This is a genomic window from Sporosarcina sp. JAI121 (assembly GCF_013408665.1).
Classification (GTDB): Bacteria; Bacillota; Bacilli; order Bacillales_A; family Planococcaceae; genus Sporosarcina.
Genome location: NZ_JACCCL010000002.1, coordinates 215,133 through 239,034 on the forward strand (window position 1 = coordinate 215,133; position 23,902 = coordinate 239,034).

24 protein-coding genes and 2 other annotated features are annotated in these 23,902 nt (G+C 46.3%); all 24 genes read left to right on the forward strand.

Annotation, left to right across the window (positions count from 1 at the left end; genetic code table 11):
• The first annotated feature begins 197 nt into the window (after nucleotides 1-197).
• The 24 genes from HDC33_RS12575 (at nucleotide 198) to rpoB (ending at nucleotide 23,838) form a co-directional block, all read left to right on the forward strand.
• Nucleotides 198-668, forward strand: a complete 471-nt coding sequence (locus HDC33_RS12575) for a CtsR family transcriptional regulator (RefSeq protein WP_179392928.1) — start codon at nucleotides 198-200, stop codon at nucleotides 666-668.
• Between the two features lie 32 nt (nucleotides 669-700).
• Nucleotides 701-1,255 (forward strand): UvrB/UvrC motif-containing protein, encoded by a 555-nt coding sequence (locus tag HDC33_RS16855; protein WP_179392929.1) that lies wholly within the window; start codon nucleotides 701-703, stop codon nucleotides 1,253-1,255.
• On the forward strand, nucleotides 1,245-2,333 hold the full coding sequence (mcsB, locus tag HDC33_RS12585; RefSeq protein ID WP_179392930.1) for a protein-arginine kinase McsB: 1,089 nt from the start codon (nucleotides 1,245-1,247) through the stop codon (nucleotides 2,331-2,333). The genes HDC33_RS16855 and mcsB overlap by 11 nt, the downstream gene beginning before the upstream one ends.
• A gap of 215 nt (nucleotides 2,334-2,548) precedes the next feature.
• Entirely contained in the window at nucleotides 2,549-5,023 is a 2,475-nt protein-coding gene (locus HDC33_RS12590; RefSeq protein WP_218843268.1) for an ATP-dependent Clp protease ATP-binding subunit, read from the forward strand.
• Between the two features lie 78 nt (nucleotides 5,024-5,101).
• Nucleotides 5,102-6,478, forward strand: coding sequence for a DNA repair protein RadA (radA, locus tag HDC33_RS12595; RefSeq protein ID WP_179392931.1), 1,377 nt, complete (start codon nucleotides 5,102-5,104; stop codon nucleotides 6,476-6,478).
• Nucleotides 6,479-6,665: 187 nt separating this feature from the next.
• Nucleotides 6,666-7,769 (forward strand): PIN/TRAM domain-containing protein, encoded by a 1,104-nt coding sequence (locus HDC33_RS12600; protein WP_179392932.1) that lies wholly within the window; start codon nucleotides 6,666-6,668, stop codon nucleotides 7,767-7,769.
• A gap of 36 nt (nucleotides 7,770-7,805) precedes the next feature.
• Nucleotides 7,806-8,483: a 2-C-methyl-D-erythritol 4-phosphate cytidylyltransferase gene (gene ispD / locus HDC33_RS12605; RefSeq protein WP_179392933.1), complete on the forward strand. Its 678-nt coding sequence runs from the start codon at nucleotides 7,806-7,808 to the stop codon at nucleotides 8,481-8,483.
• 11 nt (nucleotides 8,484-8,494) lie between these two features.
• On the forward strand, nucleotides 8,495-8,971 hold the full coding sequence (gene ispF / locus HDC33_RS12610) for a 2-C-methyl-D-erythritol 2,4-cyclodiphosphate synthase (RefSeq protein WP_179392934.1): 477 nt from the start codon (nucleotides 8,495-8,497) through the stop codon (nucleotides 8,969-8,971).
• A 71-nt stretch (nucleotides 8,972-9,042) separates the two neighbouring features.
• Complete coding sequence (gene gltX / locus HDC33_RS12615) at nucleotides 9,043-10,506, forward strand: glutamate--tRNA ligase (RefSeq protein ID WP_179392935.1); 1,464 nt, start codon at nucleotides 9,043-9,045, stop codon at nucleotides 10,504-10,506.
• Nucleotides 10,507-10,743: 237 nt separating this feature from the next.
• Nucleotides 10,744-10,959 (forward strand) — a binding site (T-box leader).
• Nucleotides 10,960-11,046: 87 nt separating this feature from the next.
• Nucleotides 11,047-11,709: a serine O-acetyltransferase gene (gene cysE / locus HDC33_RS12620; RefSeq protein ID WP_179392936.1), complete on the forward strand. Its 663-nt coding sequence runs from the start codon at nucleotides 11,047-11,049 to the stop codon at nucleotides 11,707-11,709.
• Nucleotides 11,706-13,106 (forward strand): cysteine--tRNA ligase, encoded by a 1,401-nt coding sequence (gene cysS / locus HDC33_RS12625; RefSeq protein WP_179392937.1) that lies wholly within the window; start codon nucleotides 11,706-11,708, stop codon nucleotides 13,104-13,106. Before cysE ends, cysS begins: the two co-directional genes overlap by 4 nt.
• A 62-nt stretch (nucleotides 13,107-13,168) precedes the next feature.
• The gene (locus HDC33_RS12630) at nucleotides 13,169-13,534 is read left to right on the forward strand and encodes a Mini-ribonuclease 3 (RefSeq protein WP_179393148.1); all 366 of its coding nucleotides are present in this window, start codon (nucleotides 13,169-13,171) and stop codon (nucleotides 13,532-13,534) included.
• Nucleotides 13,531-14,301: a 23S rRNA (guanosine(2251)-2'-O)-methyltransferase RlmB gene (gene rlmB, locus HDC33_RS12635; RefSeq protein WP_179392938.1), complete on the forward strand. Its 771-nt coding sequence runs from the start codon at nucleotides 13,531-13,533 to the stop codon at nucleotides 14,299-14,301. The genes HDC33_RS12630 and rlmB overlap by 4 nt, the downstream gene beginning before the upstream one ends.
• Nucleotides 14,298-14,813 (forward strand): NYN domain-containing protein, encoded by a 516-nt coding sequence (locus HDC33_RS12640; protein ID WP_179392939.1) that lies wholly within the window; start codon nucleotides 14,298-14,300, stop codon nucleotides 14,811-14,813. The genes rlmB and HDC33_RS12640 overlap by 4 nt, the downstream gene beginning before the upstream one ends.
• Before the next feature lie 75 nt (nucleotides 14,814-14,888).
• Nucleotides 14,889-15,539 carry an RNA polymerase sporulation sigma factor SigH gene (gene sigH, locus HDC33_RS12645; protein ID WP_179392940.1) on the forward strand — a complete coding sequence of 217 codons (651 nt, stop codon included), beginning with the start codon at nucleotides 14,889-14,891 and terminating at the stop codon, nucleotides 15,537-15,539.
• 194 nt (nucleotides 15,540-15,733) lie between these two features.
• The gene (rpmG, locus tag HDC33_RS12650) at nucleotides 15,734-15,883 is read left to right on the forward strand and encodes a 50S ribosomal protein L33 (RefSeq protein WP_179392941.1); all 150 of its coding nucleotides are present in this window, start codon (nucleotides 15,734-15,736) and stop codon (nucleotides 15,881-15,883) included.
• Nucleotides 15,884-15,935: 52 nt separating this feature from the next.
• Entirely contained in the window at nucleotides 15,936-16,121 is a 186-nt protein-coding gene (gene secE, locus HDC33_RS12655; RefSeq protein WP_179392942.1) for a preprotein translocase subunit SecE, read from the forward strand.
• A gap of 112 nt (nucleotides 16,122-16,233) precedes the next feature.
• On the forward strand, nucleotides 16,234-16,767 hold the full coding sequence (nusG, locus tag HDC33_RS12660; RefSeq protein WP_179392943.1) for a transcription termination/antitermination protein NusG: 534 nt from the start codon (nucleotides 16,234-16,236) through the stop codon (nucleotides 16,765-16,767).
• A 168-nt stretch (nucleotides 16,768-16,935) separates the two neighbouring features.
• Nucleotides 16,936-17,361, forward strand: coding sequence for a 50S ribosomal protein L11 (rplK, locus tag HDC33_RS12665; protein ID WP_179392944.1), 426 nt, complete (start codon nucleotides 16,936-16,938; stop codon nucleotides 17,359-17,361).
• Between the two features lie 114 nt (nucleotides 17,362-17,475).
• Nucleotides 17,476-18,174 (forward strand): 50S ribosomal protein L1, encoded by a 699-nt coding sequence (gene rplA / locus HDC33_RS12670; RefSeq protein WP_179392945.1) that lies wholly within the window; start codon nucleotides 17,476-17,478, stop codon nucleotides 18,172-18,174.
• 49 nt (nucleotides 18,175-18,223) lie between these two features.
• Nucleotides 18,224-18,373, forward strand: a sequence feature (ribosomal protein L10 leader region).
• A 31-nt stretch (nucleotides 18,374-18,404) separates the two neighbouring features.
• Nucleotides 18,405-18,905: a 50S ribosomal protein L10 gene (gene rplJ / locus HDC33_RS12675; protein WP_179392946.1), complete on the forward strand. Its 501-nt coding sequence runs from the start codon at nucleotides 18,405-18,407 to the stop codon at nucleotides 18,903-18,905.
• 66 nt (nucleotides 18,906-18,971) lie between these two features.
• Complete coding sequence (gene rplL / locus HDC33_RS12680; RefSeq protein WP_179392947.1) at nucleotides 18,972-19,334, forward strand: 50S ribosomal protein L7/L12; 363 nt, start codon at nucleotides 18,972-18,974, stop codon at nucleotides 19,332-19,334.
• A 137-nt stretch (nucleotides 19,335-19,471) separates the two neighbouring features.
• Nucleotides 19,472-20,074, forward strand: a complete 603-nt coding sequence (locus HDC33_RS12685; RefSeq protein WP_179392948.1) for a class I SAM-dependent methyltransferase — start codon at nucleotides 19,472-19,474, stop codon at nucleotides 20,072-20,074.
• 230 nt (nucleotides 20,075-20,304) lie between these two features.
• The gene (gene rpoB, locus HDC33_RS12690) at nucleotides 20,305-23,838 is read left to right on the forward strand and encodes a DNA-directed RNA polymerase subunit beta (protein WP_179392949.1); all 3,534 of its coding nucleotides are present in this window, start codon (nucleotides 20,305-20,307) and stop codon (nucleotides 23,836-23,838) included.
• Nucleotides 23,839-23,902 lie beyond the last annotated feature (64 nt).

Sequence of the window (23,902 nt, forward strand, 5' to 3'; positions counted from 1 at the left end):
AATAAAAGAAAATGGAGTGCAAGGCGAATTCGCCCTGTGCTCCATTTTCGTGTAGTGGGGTTAAAAGGTATTGCACAAGGTCGATACTGGTCGGGTGTGGTGCGTATCGATTGCAGAACATGCGGAATGTCCTGTACAATCAAGTCAAAGATAGTCAAAGTCAACGGTTAATCTCCCCGTATGAAAGAGGTGAGGACTTGCGAAATATTTCTGACATTATAGAAGGATATTTGAAGGCGATAATCGAAGAGGGACAGAGCGGCACGATTGAAATAAAACGCAATGAAGTTGCTGAGAAGTTCCAGTGTGTTCCTTCTCAGATCAACTATGTCATTAAGACCCGTTTTACGGCGGAGCGTGGCTATGCAGTTGAATCGAAACGCGGCGGTGGCGGTTACATCCGCATCTTCCGTGTCCAGGCAAATTCACGTAAAGAATTGATTGAACATATTTTGGAAGGTATTGAATCGGGAGCCTCCTATACAATGGCCGTGGATGTAGTTTACAGGCTCATTGAAGAAGAAGTGATATCGGAGCGCGAATCAAGACTCATTCTTGCAGCTGTCGATCGAACGACAATCCATCAGCCGCTTCCAGAACGCGATATAATTCGTGCACGTATTTTACAAGCGATGCTCCTGACGCTCATTTATGAGCAGCTCGATTAATCGCCAATCCAACTGATTTGAGGTGACTTTCAGTGATATGTGAAAATTGTAAAGAAAGGCCGGCATCCGTCAGCATTACCCAGGAAAGCGTTGTCGGTTCGGTGGAGCGCCATTTGTGCGAGAAGTGTGCCTTCCACTCACAGACATTCCTTTTCGACCCGAATCAGGAACCATTGTCCATCCAGCAGTTCCTGTCGCATTGGTTCAGCGGCTCGGATCCATTCCAGACACAGCAGCCGTCGCGCGGGGAAGTGCTAAAGGGACCCGAGTGTCCGTCTTGCGGGTTGACGTTTCCAAAGTTTCTTGATATCGGGAAGTTCGGCTGCGCGAAGTGTTATGACACATTCCGGAGCAGATTGCCGCATGTATTCGGGAAACTCCATAACGGCCATGCAAACCATGTAGGGAAAGTGCCGGTTTCATTCAATGAATTATATGCCGTCAAAAGGAAAATTGAAGAGATTCGGGAAAAAATGAAAGAAGCCGTGGAAGCGGAGCGCTTTGAAGAGGCCGCAGCTTTGCGTGATGAAGCGAATACACTAAAGCAACACCTTGCCCATGGAGGTGAAGAAAACGATGTCGATTGAAAAATTCATGCGTAATGCAGTGACAGCCTGGATGACGGCTCATGGAGACAACTCCGACATCGTCATGTCGACACGAATCCGGCTTGCCCGAAACTTGACGGGCTACCATTTTCCAATCGCGATCACCGAAGAGGAAGCGATGGCGGTTGACAGGGCGGTTACGGGCGTTCTGCTTGATTCTGCAGAAAGCGGGTATTCCTACACAAAGATGTCTGATCTTCCGGCGCTTGAACGCCAAGTACTCGTTGAAAAACATCTGATCAGTCCCCAGCTTGCTATGCCCGATCGGCACGGCGCGGTCCTTCTGTCGAAAGACGAGACGATAAGCGTCATGGTGAACGAAGAAGATCATATTCGTATCCAGTGCATCTGTCCGGGACTTCAGCTTGAAGACGCCTACAAAAAGGCAGACCGCGTCGATGATTATCTTGAAAAGGAATTACCGTATGCGTTCGATGAGGACTTCGGTTATTTGACAAGCTGTCCGTCGAATACGGGAACCGGCATGCGGGCGTCGGTCATGATGCATTTGCCTGCGCTAACCATGACAAAGCAGATTGACCGAATTATTCCGGCGATTTCGCGGCTCGGAATGATTGTCCGTGGAAGTTATGGAGAAGGCAGCGAGGCGCCCGGGAACGTTTATCAAGTATCTAATCAGACGACGCTTGGTAAAACGGAACAGGAAATACTGACGGATCTTGGAAATATTGCATCCCGGCTTATTGCACATGAACGCAAATCACGTGAATTGTTACTTGCGAAGTCAAGGATTGTACTTGAAAACAGGCTCTTCCGTTCACTGGGCACAATCAGCTATGCCCGTCTACTGCCCTCGGGGGAAGCTGCTCGATGTCTTTCGGATGTCAGACTCGGCATCGATTTGGATATCATACGGGATGTCGATATGTCGATTTTGAACGAATTGATGATTTTTATGCAGCCGGGTTTTCTGCAGCAATATGCAAGTACGGAATTATCTCAGGAAGAACGGGATATATTCAGGGCGAAGCTGTTCCGGGAACGGCTAATTGTAGAAAAAGAATTGCCGCCAGCTGAAAATAATCAAGAAGAATGAGCAAGTTTTTTGCACTTCCCCTTTCGTTTAGGTATAGTTAGGTCAAAGATAGTCAAAGTCAATTTGTTCGATAGAGGAGTTCCTGCGTATCGAGTTGAATACGATTAATCAAGGTGATTTTTCTTTCATCTTTCACTATTAGGAATTCTAGTGAGTAATATACGAGTTTTTAGGGAACAGATTGTATATATATAGATAGAAGGAGAGGACTGAATATGATGTTTAATCGATTTACACAGCGAGCACAGAAAGTATTGCAACTTGCCCAAGAAGAGGCAATCCGGATGAAACATGAATCCATCGGCACGGAACACATTTTGCTGGGACTTATCCGTGAAGGCGGAGGCATTGCCGCGAAAGCGCTTGAAGCGATAGGTGTCAGCTTTGAAACAATCGTACAAGGCGTGGAAAAACTTGTAGGCGCTGGAACAAAGGATGTCGGTCCAATCGTTCATTACACGCCTAGAGCTAAAAAAGTCATTGAGCTATCCGTGGATGAATCACGCAAGCTTGGCCATTCCTACATCGGGACAGAGCATATTCTGCTCGCTCTTATCCGCGAAGGGGAAGGCGTCGCGGCGCGTGTCTTGAATAACTCCGGTGTCAGTCTTAATAAAGCACGGCAACAAGTGCTTCAGCTTCTTGGAAGCAATGATAGTTCAGCGGCGGGGCAAGGGGTATCGAATTCCGCTGCAACACCGACCTTGGATAGCCTGGCACGCGATTTGACTGAAGTGGCGCGTGAAGGGCAGCTTGATCCGGTTATCGGACGCAGCAAGGAAATCACACGCGTTATCGAAGTGTTGGCGCGCCGTACGAAAAACAACCCCGTACTTATCGGGGAACCAGGCGTTGGTAAGACCGCAATCGCAGAAGGTCTCGCGCAGCAAGTCGTCAACAATGAGGTTCCGGAAATCCTGCGTGATAAACGCGTAATGACGCTTGATATGGGAACAGTCGTCGCAGGTACGAAATACCGCGGTGAATTCGAAGATCGCATGAAAAAAGTGATGGAAGAGATTCGCCAAGCGGGTAATATCATCCTGTTCATCGATGAACTGCATACACTAATCGGAGCAGGCGGAGCTGAAGGGGCAATCGATGCATCCAATATCCTGAAGCCGTCGCTAGCACGCGGTGAATTGCAATGTATCGGTGCAACGACACTTGACGAGTACCGCAAATACATTGAAAAAGACGCTGCACTTGAACGACGTTTCCAACCGATTCAAGTCGACGAGCCGACTGTCGATGAAACAGTCCAGATCCTTTACGGTCTGCGTGATCGCTATGAAGCGCATCACCGTGTGAAAATCACTGATGCATCAATCGAAGCGGCTGCGAAAATGTCGGATCGATATATTTCCGACAGATTCCTTCCGGATAAAGCGATTGACCTAATTGACGAAGCCGGCTCGAAAGTACGCCTTCGTTCTTATACAACGCCGCCGAATCTGAAGGAGCTTGAATCGAAACTGGAGGCAATCCGTTCTGAGAAGAATGCGGCTGTCCAAAGTCAAGAATTCGAAAAAGCAGCATCGTTCAGGGATAAAGAACAGAAGATGAAAGAAGAACTCGAAACGACGAAAACGGATTGGAAAGAAAAGCAAGGCCAAAAAGAGACCGAAGTGACGGTCGAAGACATCGCGGAAGTCGTTGCGATGTGGACTGGAATTCCAGTTTCTAAGATCGCTGAAGCGGAGTCTGCAAAACTGCTTAATATGGAAGAGATGCTGCACCAACGCGTCATCGGACAAAGTGAAGCTGTAACGGCCATTTCCCGGGCGATACGCCGTGCGCGCGCAGGATTGAAAGATCCGAAACGTCCGATCGGCTCATTCATTTTCCTAGGTCCTACGGGTATCGGGAAAACGGAATTGGCAAGAGCACTTGCAGAAGTCATGTTCGGGGACGAAGATGCGATGATCCGCGTTGATATGTCCGAGTACATGGAAAAACATTCGACGTCACGTCTCGTCGGTTCACCGCCAGGGTATGTCGGGTATGAAGAAGGCGGACAGCTTACAGAGAAAGTACGCCGAAAACCTTATTCCGTCGTCCTGTTGGATGAAATTGAAAAAGCCCATCCGGATGTTTTCAATATTCTCCTGCAAGTTTTGGAAGATGGAAGATTGACGGATTCCAAAGGGCGATTAGTGGACTTCCGCAATACGGTTGTCATCATGACATCCAACGTGGGTGCGCAAGAATTGAGGAAGAACCGTTATGTCGGTTTCAACTTGGGTGATGCAGGGCGTGATTACGAAGGCATGAAATCAGCGATGCTTGAAGAGTTGAAGAAAGCGTTCCGTCCGGAGTTCCTGAACCGCGTCGATGAAATGATCGTTTTCCATTCACTTGAAAAAGAGCATATGCGTGAAATCGTCTCCCTCATGTCGAATGAATTGACAAAACGCCTAGGAGAACAAGATATTGAACTTGCTTTGACGGATGAAGCGAAGATGAAAATCGTAGAAGTGGGCTATGACCCTGATTACGGTGCCCGTCCGCTTCGTCGTGCAATACAGAAACACGTCGAAGACCGGCTGTCCGAAGAACTTTTGAAAGGGACGGCTCTAGTGGGCGGTAAAGTGCTTGTCGATGTTGAAGATGGCGAATTTGTTGTCAAGACAGGTAAAGATGCAGAAAAAAAGGATTTCGCTGAAAAAGCGGAGGCAATAGAAAAATAAAGAGTGAACTGGATAGTCCATCTGCCGATTGCTTTTTTCGGGGGAGGTGGACTGTCCTTTTCGTGTTTGGAGGATTTTATGGCAAAAAGAAAGTCGAAATTCATGTGTAAATCATGTGGTTATGAGTCGCCGAAATGGATGGGGCGCTGTCCGGGCTGCGGGGAATGGAACACGATGGAAGAGGAAGTTGAAATAGCCGTTCAAAAAGGTCCTCGAGGTGCCTTTCAGCATACTGAAGGTATTCGGCAGAAGGCTTTGCCGATCAGTTCAATCGAAATGGTGCAGGAACAAAGGATCGGCACGGACTTGGATGAGTTCAACCGCGTTCTGGGCGGCGGGATTGTCCCTGGATCGCTCATTCTGATTGGCGGGGATCCGGGTATCGGAAAGTCGACACTCCTTCTTCAGGTGTCTTCATTGCTTGCGAATAGGGGGCAGCGTGTCCTTTACATCTCCGGTGAAGAATCGATCCGCCAGACGAAACTTCGTGCGGAACGGCTTGGCGTAAAGTCGGATGAACTTTACATCTATGCGGAAACGGATCTTGGGTTAATACATGAAACGATCGCCGATGTGAAACCGACGTTTGTCATCGTTGACTCCATCCAGACAGTTCATCATCCTGAAGTGGCGTCAGCACCGGGAAGCGTGTCTCAAGTGCGCGAGTGTACAGCGCAGCTGATGCGTATAGCCAAGACGCAGAATATCGCTATTTTCCTTGTAGGTCACGTGACGAAAGACGGACAGATCGCAGGACCGCGGCTGCTTGAGCATATGGTGGACACTGTTCTGTACTTTGAAGGGGAGCGTCATCATACGTACCGGATTCTGCGCAGCGTGAAAAACAGATTCGGCTCTACGAATGAAATCGCCATTTTTGAAATGTTGCAATCCGGTTTGAAGGAAGTGCTTAATCCATCCGAACTGTTCCTTAGGGAAAGGTCACAAGGTGGGGCGGGCTCGACGGTTGTCGCATCGATGGAAGGGACACGTCCGATTCTCGTTGAAATTCAGGCGCTGGTCACTCCGTCGAGTTTCAACTATCCGAAACGAATGGCGACCGGACTCGACCAAAACCGTGTTTCCTTATTAATGGCTGTACTTGAGAAACGGATGGGTATGCTATTGCAAGCCCAGGATGCTTACATTAAAGTTGCTGGCGGCGTGAAGTTGGATGAGCCGGCGATAGATCTTGCCGTGCTTATGAGCATCGTCTCTAGCTACCGTGACTTAGCGGCGGGATTGTCCGATTGTTTCATCGGTGAAGTTGGATTAACGGGTGAAGTCCGAAGGGTTTCCCGAATCGAACAGCGCGTGACGGAAGCGGCGAAGCTAGGGTTTGAACGTGCCATCGTTCCCGCTTCGAATCTGGGCGGCTGGGATTATCCGAAAGGTATCCGGGTGGTCGGTGTCGAAACGGTCAGCGATGCTTTGAAACTTGCTTTTACAGAATAAATGCAAGGCAGGACTGCCGCTTCGGCAGCCCCTGTCGTTTCACAACTGCAATGAGTCGAAAACAGGGAACTTTCACCTACGGTCGGGAGTCCTGAGTCAATAGAAGGAAATTTCTCGCTTCTCTATGCTTATCTGGGTGCTGTGAAGGGGAAACATGTATAATTAGTAAATAAAGGAGGTGGTTCATATGTTGAAAAAGGTGGTTCAAGTTTCATTCCTGCTAATTGGAGGAACACTGGGTGTTATATTTTTACCGCATTTATTCACATTATTTTCTTTTACTTCGACCCCGTGGATTGATAATCCGTACGTATCCGCAATTCTTGGAGCAGCGATTATTTATTTGCTCAGCCTTTTCCTGACAGAACCGATCGTCAATTTTATTAAATGGATGGAAGAGCGTTTGTTGAAAGCACCGATTTTTGATTTGTTATTTGGTACAATCGGTCTCATAGTCGGTTTGAGTGTTGCATTCCTTGTCAGTTTCGGTTTGGGAAGTATTCAGATACCGATCATCACATCTGTACTTCCGATTCTTTTATCCATCATTCTTGGATACCTGGGCTTTCAAGTCGGGTTTAAGAAACGCGAGGAATTCTTCCATGCGTTGCAGTCCACGAAAAATAGCGGATCCAAAAAGAAAGACGTGGAGGATATAAACGCACAAGCAAAAGGTAAGCTTTACAAAGTCTTGGACACTAGTGTGATTATAGACGGCCGGATCGCCGATATTTCTGAAACCGGTTTTCTTGAAGGTGTGCTTGTCGTACCGCAGTTCGTATTGACGGAATTGCAGCATATCGCGGATTCGTCGGATACATTGAAGCGAACGAAAGGCAGACGCGGGCTTGATGTCCTGAAGCGTATGCAGACCGACGATGGACCGAATATCATGATTACAGACGAAGATTTCAGCGGTGTCCCGGAAGTCGATATGAAGCTTGTGCATCTCGCGAAAAGTATGGGCGGACTCGTCGTGACAAATGATTTCAACTTGAACAAAGTCGCGGATCTGCATGGCGTCTCCGTGCTTAATATCAACGATCTTGCCAACGCAGTGAAACCGGTTGTCATTCCGGGTGAAGACATGTATGTCGTCATTGTGAAAGATGGTAAAGAGCATAACCAAGGCGTCGCCTATTTGGATGATGGAACGATGATTGTCGTAGAAGACGGAAAGTTCCACATCGGCAATGCCATAGATGTCATCGTGACGAGCGTGTTACAGACTTCGGCGGGTAGGATGATTTTTGCGAAACTCAAAAATGGGAAGGCCGCAAAGGCAAATTGAGCAGCATGCAACCATAGAAAGAAGAGGATGGAAATCGTGAATTATACAGTCATGATGCCGGCGGCTGGAAGCGGTCAGCGAATGGGTGCCGGATATAATAAACTATTTTTGGAGTTGGATGACAAACCGATTCTTATCCATACGCTCGAGGTATTTGAAGGAGATCCGTCATGCGATGGAATTATCCTGGCGATAAAACCGGATGAACGCGCAAAGATACAATCATTGCTTGAACGGTTTACAATTAAGAAAGTGAAAGCTTTGGTGAATGGCGGAGAAGAACGGCAAGGCAGTGTAGCAGCGTGTATACGAGCGCATGATGCGGGCGGTATTGTCCTCGTTCATGATGCTGCCAGACCGTTCATCCGTAGGTCGGTCATCGCTGAACTTGTGGAAGTGGCTGACGGACATGGGGCGGCGATTGCCGGCGTGAGGGCGAAGGATACGATGAAATATGCGCAGGCTGGCGTTGTCGAAGGGACAGTGGACCGTGAGAAGCTGTGGATCATCCAGACGCCGCAAGCGTTCCAATACGATTTGTTGCGACAAGCATCTGACCAAGCGCAAGCTGAAGATTTTCTGGGTACGGATGAATCGATGCTCGTCGAACGTCTTGGGGAGCCGGTACGTATTGTAGAAAGTTCTTATGATAATGTGAAGATGACAACACAAGAAGACCTCGTTTTCGGGGAAGCTTTATTGAAAAGAAGGTAGGAGGTTTTTTGATGATACGGATAGGACAAGGTTTTGATGTGCATAAATTTGAGACAGGACGCCCGCTTATTATCGGTGGCGTGTCGATTCCGCATGATAGGGGGCTGACAGGTCATTCAGATGCGGATGTGCTCTTACATACAATTACAGATGCAGCACTCGGAGCAATCGGTGAAGGGGATATCGGAAGACATTTCCCGGATACGGACGCGGAGTTCAAAGATGCCGATTCGGCAGTTCTGTTGGAAAAGATTTGGGCGCTAGTAGAAGAAAAAGGCTATAAACTTGGGAATATCGACTGCACAATCATCGCCCAAAAGCCGAAAATGGCACCGTATATTGAAGTGATCCGCAAGCGTGTCGCAGAATTGCTGAAGGCGGATGTGTCGCAAGTGAATATCAAAGCGACAACGACAGAACAATTAGGCTTCACAGGACGCGAAGAAGGAATCGCTTCCATGGCGACTATTTTACTCGTTAAGTCGTAACGGCTTTTAAACGGTTCTGGCAAGTGGTAAAATAACACACAGTAATGAAATCAGATCGGAGAGATATTCCTATGACAACAGAAGTACGCGTACGTTATGCGCCAAGTCCAACCGGCCATCTACATATCGGCGGGGCTCGGACGGCACTTTTCAATTATCTTTTTGCACGTCATCACGGTGGGAAATTCATCGTGCGGATCGAGGATACGGACATTGAACGAAATATCGAAGCGGGGGAACTTTCCCAACTTGATAACTTGAAATGGCTTGGCATCGATTACGATGAATCAGTTGATATCGGTGGTCCATACGGTCCATATCGCCAAATGGAGCGTCTAGACCTTTATACGAAATACGGTCAGGAAATATTGGAAAACGGACACGCCTACAAATGCTTCTGTACATCGGAAGAATTGGAAGCGGAGCGCGAAACGCAGAAAGCTGCAGGAATCGCAGCGCCAATGTATGGCGGTAAATGTCGCAATTTGAGCGCGGAAGAAGTCGCGGGAAAAGAAGCGGCGGGACTACCGCATACAATCCGTATGCGTGTGCCGGAAAACGTTACATATAAAGTGGAAGATCTTGTCCGCGGTACAGTATCGTTCGAATCGAAAGACGTCGGCGACTGGGTTCTAGTGAAAGCGAACGGCATACCGACTTATAACTTTGCGGTTGTCATTGATGATCATTTCATGAAAATCTCCCATGTTTTCCGTGGAGAGGAACATTTGACGAATACACCGAAACAACTGATGGTGTTTGACGTGTTCGGTTGGCAGTATCCGCAATTTGGGCATATGACACTTATTGTTAACGAAGAGCGGAAAAAGTTGTCGAAACGAGATGAGTCGATTATTCAATTCATTTCACAATATAAAGATCTCGGGTATTTACCTGATGCGATGTTCAACTTCTTCGCACTGCTCGGCTGGTCGCCAGTCGGGGAAGAGGAAATTTTCACGCACGAAGAATTGATTAAGATGTTCGACGAAAGCCGCCTGTCCAAATCTCCATCCATGTTCGATAAACAAAAATTGACATGGATGAACAATCAATACGTGAAAAAGATGAGCCTTGAAGAAGTGGTTGATTTCACATTGCCACACCTTCAAGAAGCAGGTCTCCTCAATAAAGAGATGACTGACTCGGAAGCTGCATGGGCACACGATTTAATCGCCCTTTACCAAGACCAACTCAGTTTTGGAGCGGAAATTGTTGAATTATCCGCCCAGTTTTTCGATCATGAGATTGAATATGATGAAGAATCCCAAGCTGTACTTGCTGGGGAGCAAGTGCCTGAAGTGATGGCTTCATTCAAAGAGAAGCTGGAAGCACTTGAAACGTTCGATGCACCGTCCATCAAAGATGCGATCAAAGCAGTCCAGAAGGAAACGGGCCATAAAGGAAAGAACTTGTTCATGCCGATTCGTGTCGTGACGACCGGACAGACGCATGGCCCTGAATTGCAAGCAGCCATTGCATTGATCGGCAAAGAAAAGTCAGTCGCACGAGTCGCGAAATACGCAAAACAATAACATTGACTTTCAATTATTGGAATGTAAAATGAAAAGTAATAGTTTTGGTAAAACATATTAAAGAACAGATTATATACGTTGAACAAATGAGTACAGCGCAGGCGCCTTATAAGGGGCAGCCGAAGCCATAAGACTGGCGGCGAAGCTGCTTGGCTTATGGCGGGAGGTATCCCCTAGCGCCGCAGCGGGTTCAATGGGATTCTTTATCTCAACATATATAGAATGATATCTAGTAAATGTAAATCGTCGAGAAGGATAAGTACACGTTGCAAGCTCTACAGAGAGGATCATCATCGGCTGTAAATGATCCGTGCCCCTGTGACGTGGAAATGCCCCTTTGAGTGCCGTGCCGAAAGTAAGTAGGCCGGACGCATCGCCAGCGTTATGGGCGTTAAGCGGGAAGGTCAGCGCCTTCCAAGCGGAGTGGAACCGCGCATTCTATGCGTCTCTGTCATTTATTTGACGGGGACGTATTTTTTTATTGGAAAAGCGGAAGTGGCCGCTGTATATAGACATAAGTAAAAAAGGGGAGTGAATGAGTTGTTCCGTAGAATGAAAGAAGACGTTCAATGCATATTTGAGCAGGACCCGGCGGCACGTAATGTTTTTGAAGTTGTCCTAACTTATTCCGGCTTACACGCGTTATGGTCCCATCGAATTGCACATGCTTTGTATAAAAAGAAACTGTTATTCCTGGCTCGTCTCGTCTCGCAGATTAGCCGGTTTTTTACAGGAATTGAAATTCATCCGGGCGCAAAAATCGGGCGTAGATTTTTCATAGATCATGGGATGGGTGTTGTCATTGGGGAAACATGTGAAATAGGCAACGACGTCACGATTTACCAAGGCGTGACCCTAGGTGGTACGGGTAAAGAAAGCGGGAAGCGGCATCCGACACTCCATGACAATGTACTTGTTGCATCAGGTGCGAAAGTGCTAGGTTCCATCACAATCGGTGAGGGCAGTAAAGTCGGAGCAGGTTCAGTCGTGCTGAAAGACGTCCCGCCCGAGTCGACGGTCGTTGGTATTCCGGGGAAAGTCGTCATTGCGAACGGTGTACGTGTGAAGAGTAAGCATGATCACCGCGATATGCCGGACCCGGTGGCGGATAGATGCCAGATGCTTGAAAACGAGATTGGCTACTTAAAGAACAGGCTCGAACAATTAGAGGATTCAAAAGTGAAGGAAGGGGATTTATTATGACAATTCAAATTTACAACACGCTGACACGCATGAAAGAGCCTTTCGTCCCGATGGAAGAGGGCAAAGTGAAGATGTATGTCTGCGGTCCGACTGTTTATAATTATATCCACATAGGTAATGCACGTCCTGTTATCGTTTTTGATACAGTTCGGCGCTATCTTGAGTATCGCGGCTATGACGTGACATATGTTTCGAATTTCACGGATGTGGACGACAAAATAATTAAAGCGGCTAATGAGCTTGGGGAAGAAGTCGGCGAACTGACGGACCGCTTCATCAATGCTTATTTCGAAGACGTCTCCGCCCTCGGCTGCGGCAAGGCGGATGTTCATCCGCGTGTGACGGATCATATTGAAGACATCGTTAAATTCGTTGAAGTATTGATTGATAAAGGATTCGCTTATGAATCACAAGGGGATGTTTATTACCGTACCCAGAAATTCGATGGCTACGGTAAACTGTCCCACCAATCGACGGATGAACTGAAGGTTGGCGCGCGTATAGAGGAAGGTAACAAGAAAGAAAATCCGCTCGACTTCGCTTTATGGAAAGCAGCCAAAATGGGTGAGATTTCTTGGGGGAGTCCATGGGGATTAGGCCGTCCGGGTTGGCATATCGAATGCTCGGTCATGGCAAGGGAGCACCTTGGCGATACAATCGATATTCATGCAGGCGGTCAAGATTTAACATTTCCGCATCATGAAAACGAAATCGCTCAATCCGAAGCGATGACAGGCAAGCAGTTTGCGCGCTATTGGATGCACAACGGTTACATTAATATCGATAACGAAAAGATGTCCAAATCGCTCGGTAACTTCGTTCTTGTCAATGATATCCGCAAACAGGTCGATCCGAAAGTGCTTCGCTTCTTCATGTTATCCGTGCATTACAGACACCCTGTCAACTTCTCTGAGAATCTAGTTGTCAGCGCACAGAACGGACTTGAACGGATCCGTACGGCTTATAACAATTTAAAGCATCGGCTTGAGGCGTCTGCAGACCTTGGTGATCAGAAAGATATCTGGAATTATAAAGTGGATGAAATCAAGAATGCATTTGAGTTGGCAATGGACGACGACTTCAATACAGCTAACGCAATTGCAGCGATATTCGAATTATCGAAGCTAGCAAATGTTTATTTATTGGAGAAAAACACGCAATCTGACGTACTTAACCATTTCATTGAGACATTCGATGGGCTGATGAAGGTTCTTGGAGTGCCGCTTGATGATGAAACCTCTTTATTGGATGAAGACATCGATGCGTTAATCGAAGAACGTCTGGAAGCCCGCCGCAACCGTGATTTCGGCCGGTCTGATGAAATTCGCGATCAACTGAAAGAACAGGGGATCCTTTTGGAAGACACGGCACAAGGCACTCGCTGGAAAAGAGGGTGACGAACGTGTATAACTTGCGCGATATAGATGTTAAACAAATAAAGGCCCTTGCCCTTGCCTACATGGGAGATGCAGTTTACGAACAAGCGATTCGGGAGCATCTTCTGCGTTCGGGGCGTGTTAAGCCAAATGTACTGCACAGGGAAGCGACGCATTATGTATCGGCAAAGTCACAGGCCGCCACGCTGAAAATGATGCAGGAAACAGGATTTTTGACGAAGGAAGAGGAGGCGGTCATGAGACGCGGCCGCAATGCGAAATCCGGGTCAGTCCCTAAAAACACCGATGTCGTAACGTATAATTACAGTTCAGGATTTGAAGCGGTCATCGGTTATTTACATTTACTGGGTAGAACAGAGCGAGTGCAAGAAATTATCGGTGAATCAATCCGGTTCATCGAAATGCCGAAGGAGGAGGGGTCACTATGACTGAACGTGAAATTGAAGTTGAATCTGAATTGATCGGCGGGAAAAATCCAATCGTCGAAGCGTTGCGATCGGGCAGAGAATTGAATAAGATATGGGTCGCGGAAGGGCTCAACATGAAAAGTATCGGGGAAATCCTGTCGCTGGCAAAAAAAGCGGGGATAATTGTGCAGGCGGTGCCGAAACAAAAATTGGATGGCTTGCTTGACGTTAATCATCAAGGAATCATCGCGTCGGTTGCTGCATATGAATACGCGGAACTTGAAGACCTATTCACGGTCGCGACTGAGCGTGGAGAAGATCCGTTCTTTCTTATTCTCGATGAACTCGAAGATCCGCACAATCTAGGGTCGATTCTGCGGACGGCGGATGCAACGGGTGTCCACGGGGTTATCATTCCAAAGCGCCGCGCTGTCGGATTGACGGGCGTCGTGGCTAAATCATCCACGGGAGCAATCGAACATATCCCCGTCGTGCGCGTGAATAATCTTTCTCAAACGGTCGAGGAACTGAAAAAACGAGGTGTTTGGATAGCGGGAACCGACGCTGCTAAATCAGTGGATTATAGACTGATGGACGCGACGTTACCGCTGGCCGTCATTATCGGGAGCGAAGGGAAAGGGATGTCGCGTATTTTGAGAGAGAAATGCGATTTCCTTTATCATTTGCCGATGATCGGCCATGTTACGTCTCTAAATGCTTCCGTCGCCGCTTCCATACTCATGTACGAAGTGCTGGGCAAGAGGCAACCGCTTAAGTCAAACAGATGAAAACAGATATACTCCTAGTTGATGGCTATAATATCATCGGCGCGTGGGAGGAACTGGGCGGAATGAAGCGGAAAAAGCTGGCGGATGCACGTGACCGGCTGATTGAACGGATGGCGGAATATAAGGCACATACCGGATGGCGCGTCATTGTCGTATTCGATGCGCATCTTGCGCCGGGTGTTGAAAAGAAGAAGCTGAATTATAATGTTGAAATCATCTATACGAGAAAAAATGAAACTGCCGACGAAAGGATCGAAAAGCTTGTCTCTGAATTGGGAGGGAGGCGCGTGCAAATCCATGTGGCCACCTCGGATTTTACGGAGCAATGGGTCATTTTTGCACAAGGGGCACTCCGGAAGTCGGCTAGGGAACTCGAACTTGAAATGAAAAAAATCGATCAACTGATATCATCAAAAGTGAAGACTATCCAAGGGCAGCAGCCGCTTTCCAAGATACCTTTAACTGACGAAGTTGCAGAAATATTTGAAAAATGGCGACGTGGAATGAAATGAACGGTTGACGTAAAATTTTCCATTACGGTATACTAGTTATATATATAGTAGTGATAACGGACCGGGGTGATCCAGATGGTGGAGCGGACATACGTTGAAGGCAGCATATCGGATTTCACCGGGTTATCCGACGGGGAAATCATAGCTATCATACATGAAGGAAACACAGATGCGCTAAATTTCCTGATTAGGAAATACCAATCGTTCGTCAGGTTGAAAGCGCGTTCATACTTTCTTATCGGCGGAGACCGGGAAGATATTATCCAAGAGGGTATGATCGGCCTTTATAAAGCGATACGCGATTTTAAAGAGGACAGGTTAAGTTCATTCAAGGCATTTGCGGAACTATGCATCACGCGGCAAATCATCACGGCTATTAAAACTGCAACCAGGCAGAAGCATATACCGCTGAATACATCGGTCTCTTTGGATAAACCGGTATTCGACGAAGAATCGGATCGGACATTACTCGATGTAATCGCGGGACCTGTCCTGGATGATCCTGAGGGTCTCATTATCCATAAGGAAGACTTCGTCCAGATGGAAGATGAAATGAATAAAGTATTGAGCAGCCTTGAAAAGCAGGTGCTTGCGCTATACTTGGACGGGCAGTCCTACCAGGAAATTTCCGAAGAGTTGAACAGGCAGGTTAAATCAGTAGACAATGCATTGCAGCGGATTAAACGGAAACTTGAGCGTTATATGCAAGTCGACGCGGTACGTTGATCGTTAATTTCCATCGTATTGACATCATGAATGTTAGATGGTACTCTTTAGCAAGACTATGAGAAGATGTTCAGAAATTCCGGGGACTACAAGTTGAAGTGTCATTTAGCTAGCATCTCCGCTCCCTGCGTATACAAACATACGCCGCCTCGTCACTTTTCGGACAAGAACAATGATTCGTAAAGGGTGAGGGAATGTCTAAGAAAATTAATTTAAGTTGCGATAAATGCGGGTCACGAAACTATTCGGTACCGGCACGTAACGACAAGCCAACGGAACGTTTGTCGCTTAAAAAGTTTTGCAGCCATTGCAATGCACATACATTGCACAAACAGACGGCATGAAACGGTTAGTCTGAAAGCAAGATCATACTTATATTCGGAGGGTTACGGTATAATGAGCAAGTTAAGTGGTTTTTTCAAAAACGTTGTCTCGGAAATGAGAAAAGTCAGCTGGCCGAAACGTAAAGAATTGACGCGCTACACAATCGTAGTTCTTTCAACAGTCCTTTTCATGGCGATATATTTCGGGCTCATTGACCTTGGCATTTCGCGGATAATGGAATGGTATGTTGCGTTATAATAAAGAAACATGAATAATTCCTTGGAAAATATCCCGTCCGACAGATTGAACGGGTTTTTTCAATTGTCTATGAAAAAGGAGGGACGGACGTACAGTCCTCGTCACTATGGATATGGAGAAAAATTGGTATGTCGTTCATACGTACTCCGGTTATGAAAACAAGGTGAAAGCCAACCTGGAAAAACGTGTTGAAACAATGGGTATGTCGGACAAAATATTCCGTGTTGTCATCCCGGAAGAAGAAGAAACGGATTTCAAAGATGGTAAAAAACGCGTTGTCCTCAAAAAAACTTTCCCTGGTTATGTTCTTGTGGAAATCATCATGACGGACGATTCCTGGTATGTTGTAAGAAATACTCCAGGAGTTACAGGCTTCATCGGCTCATCGGGCGGCGGCGCAAAGCCAACACCGTTATTGCCTGAAGAAGTTGAATTCATCTTGAAACAGATGGGCGTGAAAGAAGGCAAGATCGAGATAGACTTTACGCTTGGTGAAATGGTGGAAGTACTTGAAGGGCCATTTGCTAACTTCCAAGGTAAAGTGGAAGAAATCGATGAAGACAAAGGTAAGGTGAAAGTTTCTGTTGATATGTTCGGTCGGGAGACTAAAATGGAACTCGACTTCGAACAAGTACAGAAATTATAATTGTTTACCACTTGCACATAATGCAAAATAGTGGTATCATTTCAAAGGTCAGACTATAAATGATTGGTCTGGACGAACTATCAAATTCTACCGGCGAGAGCCGGCAGGCACATATGAGTGGGAGGGGCAACCCTATTACCACATCACGGACTTAAGGAGGTGTGTCTCGTGGCTAAAAAAGTCATTAAGGTTGTTAAATTGCAAATTCCTGCTGGAAAAGCGAATCCGGCTCCACCAGTTGGACCGGCGCTAGGACAAGCAGGTGTGAACATCATGGGATTCTGTAAAGAATTCAATGCGCGTACAGCGGATCAAGCAGGTCTAATCATTCCTGTTGAAATTTCTGTATTCGAAGACCGTTCATTCACTTTTATTACAAAAACTCCACCGGCAGCAGTATTGCTGAAGGTTGCAGCTAATCTTCAAAAAGGTTCAGGTGAGCCGAATAAAAAGAAAGTTGCTACTGTGAAACGTGATAAAGTTCGCGAAATTGCAGAACAAAAGATGGAAGATTTAAACGCAGCATCAGTTGAAGCAGCGATGGCAATGGTTGAAGGTACTGCTCGCAGTATGGGAATCTCAATCGAAGATTGATTTTATAAAGCAATAGTTGTTTGTAGTGGGGGTTGCGCTAGTTCTCCGGAGCACGCAACCCTTATTCGTGGGAGGTTTAACCCGTTAAAACCACAATCGAGGAGGAAATTCTAAATGGCTAAAAGAGGTAAAAAGTTTACAGAAGCAGCAAAACTAGTTGAACATATGAAAGCATACGACGTGAAAGAAGCGATCGAGCTTGCGAAAAAAACTAGCACAGTCAACTTTGACGCAACGGTTGAAGTCGCATTCCGTCTTGGAATCGATACGCGCAAAAACGACCAACAAATCCGTGGAGCGGTAGTGCTTCCTAACGGTACTGGTAAAACTCAACGTGTTCTCGTTTTCGCAAAAGGCGAAAAACTTAAAGAAGCTGAAGCTGCAGGCGCTGACTTTGCAGGGGATGCAGAATATATCACTAAGATCCAACAAGGTTGGTTCGACTTTGACGTTATCGTTGCAACACCGGACATGATGGGTGAAGTAGGGAAAATTGGTCGTGTTCTTGGACCAAAAGGACTTATGCCTAACCCGAAAACTGGTACAGTAACATTTGACGTAGCGAAAGCTGTAGCAGAAATCAAGGCGGGTAAAGTTGAATACCGTGCGGACAAAGCTGGTATTATCCACGCTCCAATCGGAAAAGTTTCATTCGACGACGCTAAACTTGAAGAAAACTTGAATACTGTTTTTGAAACAGTTCAAAAAGCGAAACCGGCTTCTGCAAAAGGAACATACATGAAGTCAGTTAACATTACGACTACAATGGGTCCTTCTGTAAAAATCGATCCTTCAAGCGTAACAATCAGATAATAAATAATGTTGACAAACGGATAGTCTTCTGATAAGATGACTATTGTTGTGAATATAATCATTTGTACCGTAGACAGCAGGAGCGGCATGCCGCTTAAAAATTCCTGCCGAGGACAAGACGCTCTTTTTCTATTAAAAAGATGACGACTTTTCAGCCCTCAGTCTGCTTACGTAGATTGAGGGCTTTTCATACTGGTATAAGTGACCCAAACTTTTTAGGAGGTGTCCAAATGAGCACAGTATTAGAAGCTAAACAAGCAGTGGTTGGAGAAATTACTGATAAGTTGAAATCAGCAGCTTCTGTTGTTGTTGTCGATTACCGCGGTCTGAACGTAGGTCAGGTTACGGAACTTCGTAAACAACTTCGTGATGCAGGTATTGACTTCAAGGTTTATAAAAACTCGATGTCACGCCGTGCTGCTGAAGCTGCAGGACTTGAAGGGTTGAGCGATCACCTAACGGGCCCTAACGCAATCGCATTTTCAAACGATGACGTAGTTGCTCCTGCAAAAATCCTTAACGATTTTGCAAAGAAAAACGAAAAGCTTGAAATTAAAGCTGGCGTAATCGAAGGTGTGGTTGCATCAGAAACGGACATTAAAGCATTGGCGGAACTTCCGTCACGCGAAGGTCTACTTTCTATGCTACTCAGCGTACTACAAGCTCCAATGCGCAACTTCGCACTTGCAACAAAAGCGGTTGCAGAACAAAAAGAAGAACAAGGCGCTTAATAAAGTGGCCTGAAATACAACTTGCGGGTTAAGCCCGACAAAAACAACTATTAGGAGGAAAATATAATGACTAAAGAAAACATTCTTGAAGCGATCAAAGAAATGACAGTACTTGAACTAAACGACCTTGTAAAAGCAATCGAAGAAGAATTTGGCGTAACTGCTGCAGCACCTGTTGCAATGATGGGCGCTGGCGCTGGAGAAGCAGCTGCAGAGCAAACTGAATTCGACGTAATTCTTGCTTCTGCTGGAGATCAAAAAATCAAAGTTATCAAAGCTGTTCGCGAAATCACTGGTCTTGGCTTGAAAGAAGCAAAAGCACTTGTTGATGAAGCTCCAAAAGCAATCAAAGAAGGCGCTTCTAAAGAAGAAGCAGAAGAAATGAAAGCGAAACTTGAAGAAGTTGGCGCTGGAATCGAAATCAAGTAATTTTTAATACTGAAGAAAAGCTCGTCGGTTTTGACGGGCTTTTCTTCGTTTTTTTATCTGCGCCTGTTTAAGTATAGATGGTGTACGTCATCTATATTTTTTGCGTTAGAAGTATTTATACGAGGGGGAAGACTGGCGTGTCTGAACATTACTACTCGGAAAATCCGAAAGTGAAAAGTGATCCGAAAGAGTGGTCTGCGAAATTACGCGAAAAAACACTGCGCTTTAAAACGGACGCCGGAGTATTCAGCAAAGGTGAAGTGGACTTTGGATCACAACTCTTGGCTGAGGCGTTTATCATTCCGGAATCGGAAGGTTTCGTTCTCGATGTAGGCTGTGGGTATGGACCGATCGGTTTGTCGATTGCCGCATCTTTTCCGGAACGGATTGTTCACATGGTGGATGTGAACGAACGTGCACTCGCTCTTGCTGCGCATAATGCGAAACAAAACGGCATTACAAATGTAGAGATTTATTCAAGTGATGCATTATCGGGTATCACGGCAGATGGGTTTGCCGCAATTTTAACGAATCCGCCGATCCGTGCAGGAAAAGAGACGGTATTCAAGTTTTATGAAGGGGCTTTCTCGAAGCTCAAAGTTGGTGGTCAGTTATGGATCGTCATTCAGAAGAAACAAGGTGCGCCTTCCACAATCGACTTTTTGACGAAGCTTTTCGGCGACGTTGAGACGATTGTCAAAAAGAAGGGTTATTATATTTTGAAAGTCGAAAAACATTGACTTGACAATATCGATATGCTAAAGTAGTAAAATGCATAAATTATTATAGTGCGGTCGTATGCCCTTTTGCATGAAAAATGGAAATGTAAGGCATACTGACGATGTATAAAAGATGGTCAAACCGAAAATGAGCTCTTGCCGGAACTCGTTTTCTTTTTGTTTTTTCGATATCATACACTATATTGGTGATTTCGCAAAGAACTAATATTGTTTTATAAGGGGTGAAAGAGTTGACAGGTCATTTAGTACAGTATGGTCAACACCGTCAGCGGAGAAGTTTCGCACGGATCAGCGAAGTGCTCGATCTGCCGAATCTGATTGAAATCCAGACGGCATCTTATGAGTGGTTCATGGAAGAAGGAATGATGGATATGTTCCGCGATATTTCCCCGATTCAAGACTTTACGGGAAATCTTTCGTTGGAATTCATCGATTACGCTCTTGGAGAGCCTAAATATCCTGTCGAAGAATCAAAAGAGCGTGATGTAACATTTGCGGCGCCGCTTCGTGTGAAAGTACGTCTCCACAATAAAGAGACGGAAGAAGTAAAAGAGCAAGATGTTTTCATGGGCGATTTCCCACTCATGACTGAGAATGGTACGTTCGTTATTAATGGCGCGGAGAGGGTAATTGTCTCTCAGCTAGTTCGTTCCCCGAGTGTCTATTACAACGACAAGACGGACAAGAACGGTAAACGTGGTTTCGGTGCAACCGTTATTCCAAACCGCGGTGCTTGGCTGGAATATGAAACAGATGCAAAAGATGTAGTTCATGTCCGGATTGACCGGACACGTAAATTGCCGATTACTGTACTCCTCCGTGCGCTCGGATTCTCATCTGACCAGGAGATCATTGACTTGATCGGTGACAATGAATATCTACGCAACTCGTTAGAGAAGGACAACACGGAAAACTCCGAAAAAGCTTTGCTTGAAATCTACGAACGTCTGCGTCCTGGTGAACCACCAACACTCGATAGCGCGAAGAACCTGTTATTCTCCCGTTTCTTCGATGCGAAGAGATATGACTTGGCAAATGTTGGACGCTACAAGATGAATAAGAAGCTTCATGTACAAAATCGCTTGTTTAATCAGACGCTTGCAGAAACGCTTGTCGACCCTGAAACCGGCGAAATTTTACTGGAGAAAGATCAACTCATAGATCGCCGTGCATTGGATCGCCTTCTTCCGCATTTGGAAAAAGGAATCGGTTTTGAAGAGATCTCCCATGCAAGCGGGGTTCTTGACGAAAAAATAACAATTCAAACCATCAAAATTTATTCTCCGAAAAGCGAAGAGAAACAAGTGATCAACGTAATATCAAACGCTTATGTCGATGATTCTATCAAGCACGTAACGCCGGCAGATATTGTTGCTTCCATCAGTTACTTCTTCAATCTTCTTCACGGAGTAGGTAATACGGATGATATCGATCATCTCGGTAACCGTCGTTTGCGCTCTGTTGGTGAACTTCTTCAAAATCAGTTCCGTATCGGGTTATCTCGCATGGAACGTGTCGTTAAAGAACGTATGTCCATTAATGACACTCAATCGATCGTGCCGCAGCAGCTGATCAATATCCGCCCGGTCATTGCATCGATTAAAGAATTCTTCGGAAGCTCCCAGCTATCGCAGTTCATGGATCAGACGAATCCGCTTGCAGAGTTAACACATAAACGCAGGCTGTCTGCACTTGGACCCGGTGGATTAACAAGGGAACGCGCGGGCATGGAAGTACGTGACGTCCACTACTCCCATTACGGACGCATGTGTCCGATTGAAACGCCGGAGGGACCGAACATCGGGCTGATCAACTCACTCTCGACATTCGCGAAAGTGAATAAGTTCGGATTCATCGAGACACCATACCGCAAAGTCGATCCAACTACTGGCCGGGTCACCGCCAAAATTGATTACCTGACTGCAGATATAGAAGATAACTACGTCGTAGCACAAGCAAATGCAATCCTTGCAGAAGATGGTTCTTTCGTTAATGAAGGAGTCGTTGGTCGTTTCCAAGGGGATAACACTGTATTTAAACGCGAACAGATCGACTATATGGATGTTTCGCCTAAGCAGGTAGTTTCTGCAGCGACGGCATGTATCCCTTTCCTTGAGAATGATGACTCGAACCGTGCCCTTATGGGAGCGAACATGCAACGTCAAGCTGTCCCGCTTCTCAATCCGGAAGCCCCTTTCGTAGGAACTGGTATGGAACACATATCAGCACGCGATTCAGGTGCGGCTGTCCTTGCGAAGTTTGATGGAATTGTAGAGCATGTAGAAGCAAGTGAAATCCGCGTTCGTCGCATTGAAACTGTGGATGGAAAAGAAGTGAAAGGTGATCTTACGATTTATCGCCTGGAAAACTTCATTCGTTCCAACCAGGGGACATGTTACAACCAGCGTCCTATTACTAGCGTTGGAGACCGCGTGAAGCCGCTTGATATTCTTGCAGATGGTCCTTCCATGGAACAAGGGGAACTTGCTCTTGGTCGTAATGTTCTAATGGCATTCATGACATGGGATGGCTACAACTATGAGGATGCAATTATCATGAGTGAACGCCTTGTAAAAGATGATGTCTACACTTCGGTCCATATTGAAGAATACGAATCTGAAGCAAGGGATACGAAACTCGGACCTGAAGAGATCACGCGCGACATTCCGAACGTTGGGGAAGATGCGCTTCGTAACTTGGACGACCGTGGAATCATCCGTATCGGAGCGGAAGTTCGTGATGGTGATATCCTTGTCGGAAAAGTGACTCCGAAAGGTGTAACTGAACTGACTGCCGAAGAAAGACTTTTGCATGCGATCTTTGGTGAAAAAGCACGTGAAGTCCGCGATACATCTCTCAAAGTGCCACATGGTGCAGGGGGAATCGTTCTTGACGTGAAAGTGTTCAACCGCGAAGATGGCGACGAATTACCGCCGGGCGTCAACCAATTGGTCCGTGCGTACATCGTTCAGAAGCGGAAAATTTCCGTTGGGGATAAAATGGCTGGACGTCACGGGAACAAAGGGGTTATTTCCCGCATCTTGCCAGAAGCGGATATGCCTTATTTACCGGACGGCACGCCAATCGACCTTATGCTTAACCCGCTCGGTGTACCATCACGTATGAATATCGGACAGGTTCTTGAAATGCACCTTGGCATGGCTTCTCGTACCCTTGGTCTTCATATGGCGTCCCCTGTATTTGACGGGGCGAATGAACAGGATGTTTGGGAGACGATGGAAGAGGCCGGAATGGATCGCGACGGAAAAACAATTTTGTATGACGGTCGTTCAGGGGAAGCTTTCGACAACCGTGTATCCGTTGGTGTCATGTATATGATCAAACTGGCCCACATGGTCGATGACAAGCTACATGCCCGTTCAACTGGACCGTACTCACTCGTCACTCAGCAACCACTAGGCGGTAAAGCCCAGTTTGGTGGCCAGCGTTTCGGAGAGATGGAAGTATGGGCACTTGAAGCATACGGTGCAGCTTATACACTTCAAGAGATACTCACTGTGAAGTCGGATGACGTAGTAGGACGCGTGAAAACGTATGAAGCTATCGTCAAAGGAGAAAGTGTTCCGCAACCGGGCGTCCCTGAATCCTTTAAAGTTCTAATAAAAGAACTTCAGAGCCTTGGTTTGGACGTGAAGATGCTATCGCTTGATCTTGAAGAAATCGAGTTACGAGATCTTGATGAAGATGATGATATGCAACCGACAGACGCTTTGAATCTTATAAAAGAAAATCAGCCTGTTTGACTTGCCTAGTGAAAGAGATATCTAATTTCAGGGGGAATTACACGTTTTCCCCCTTTTCATTTCA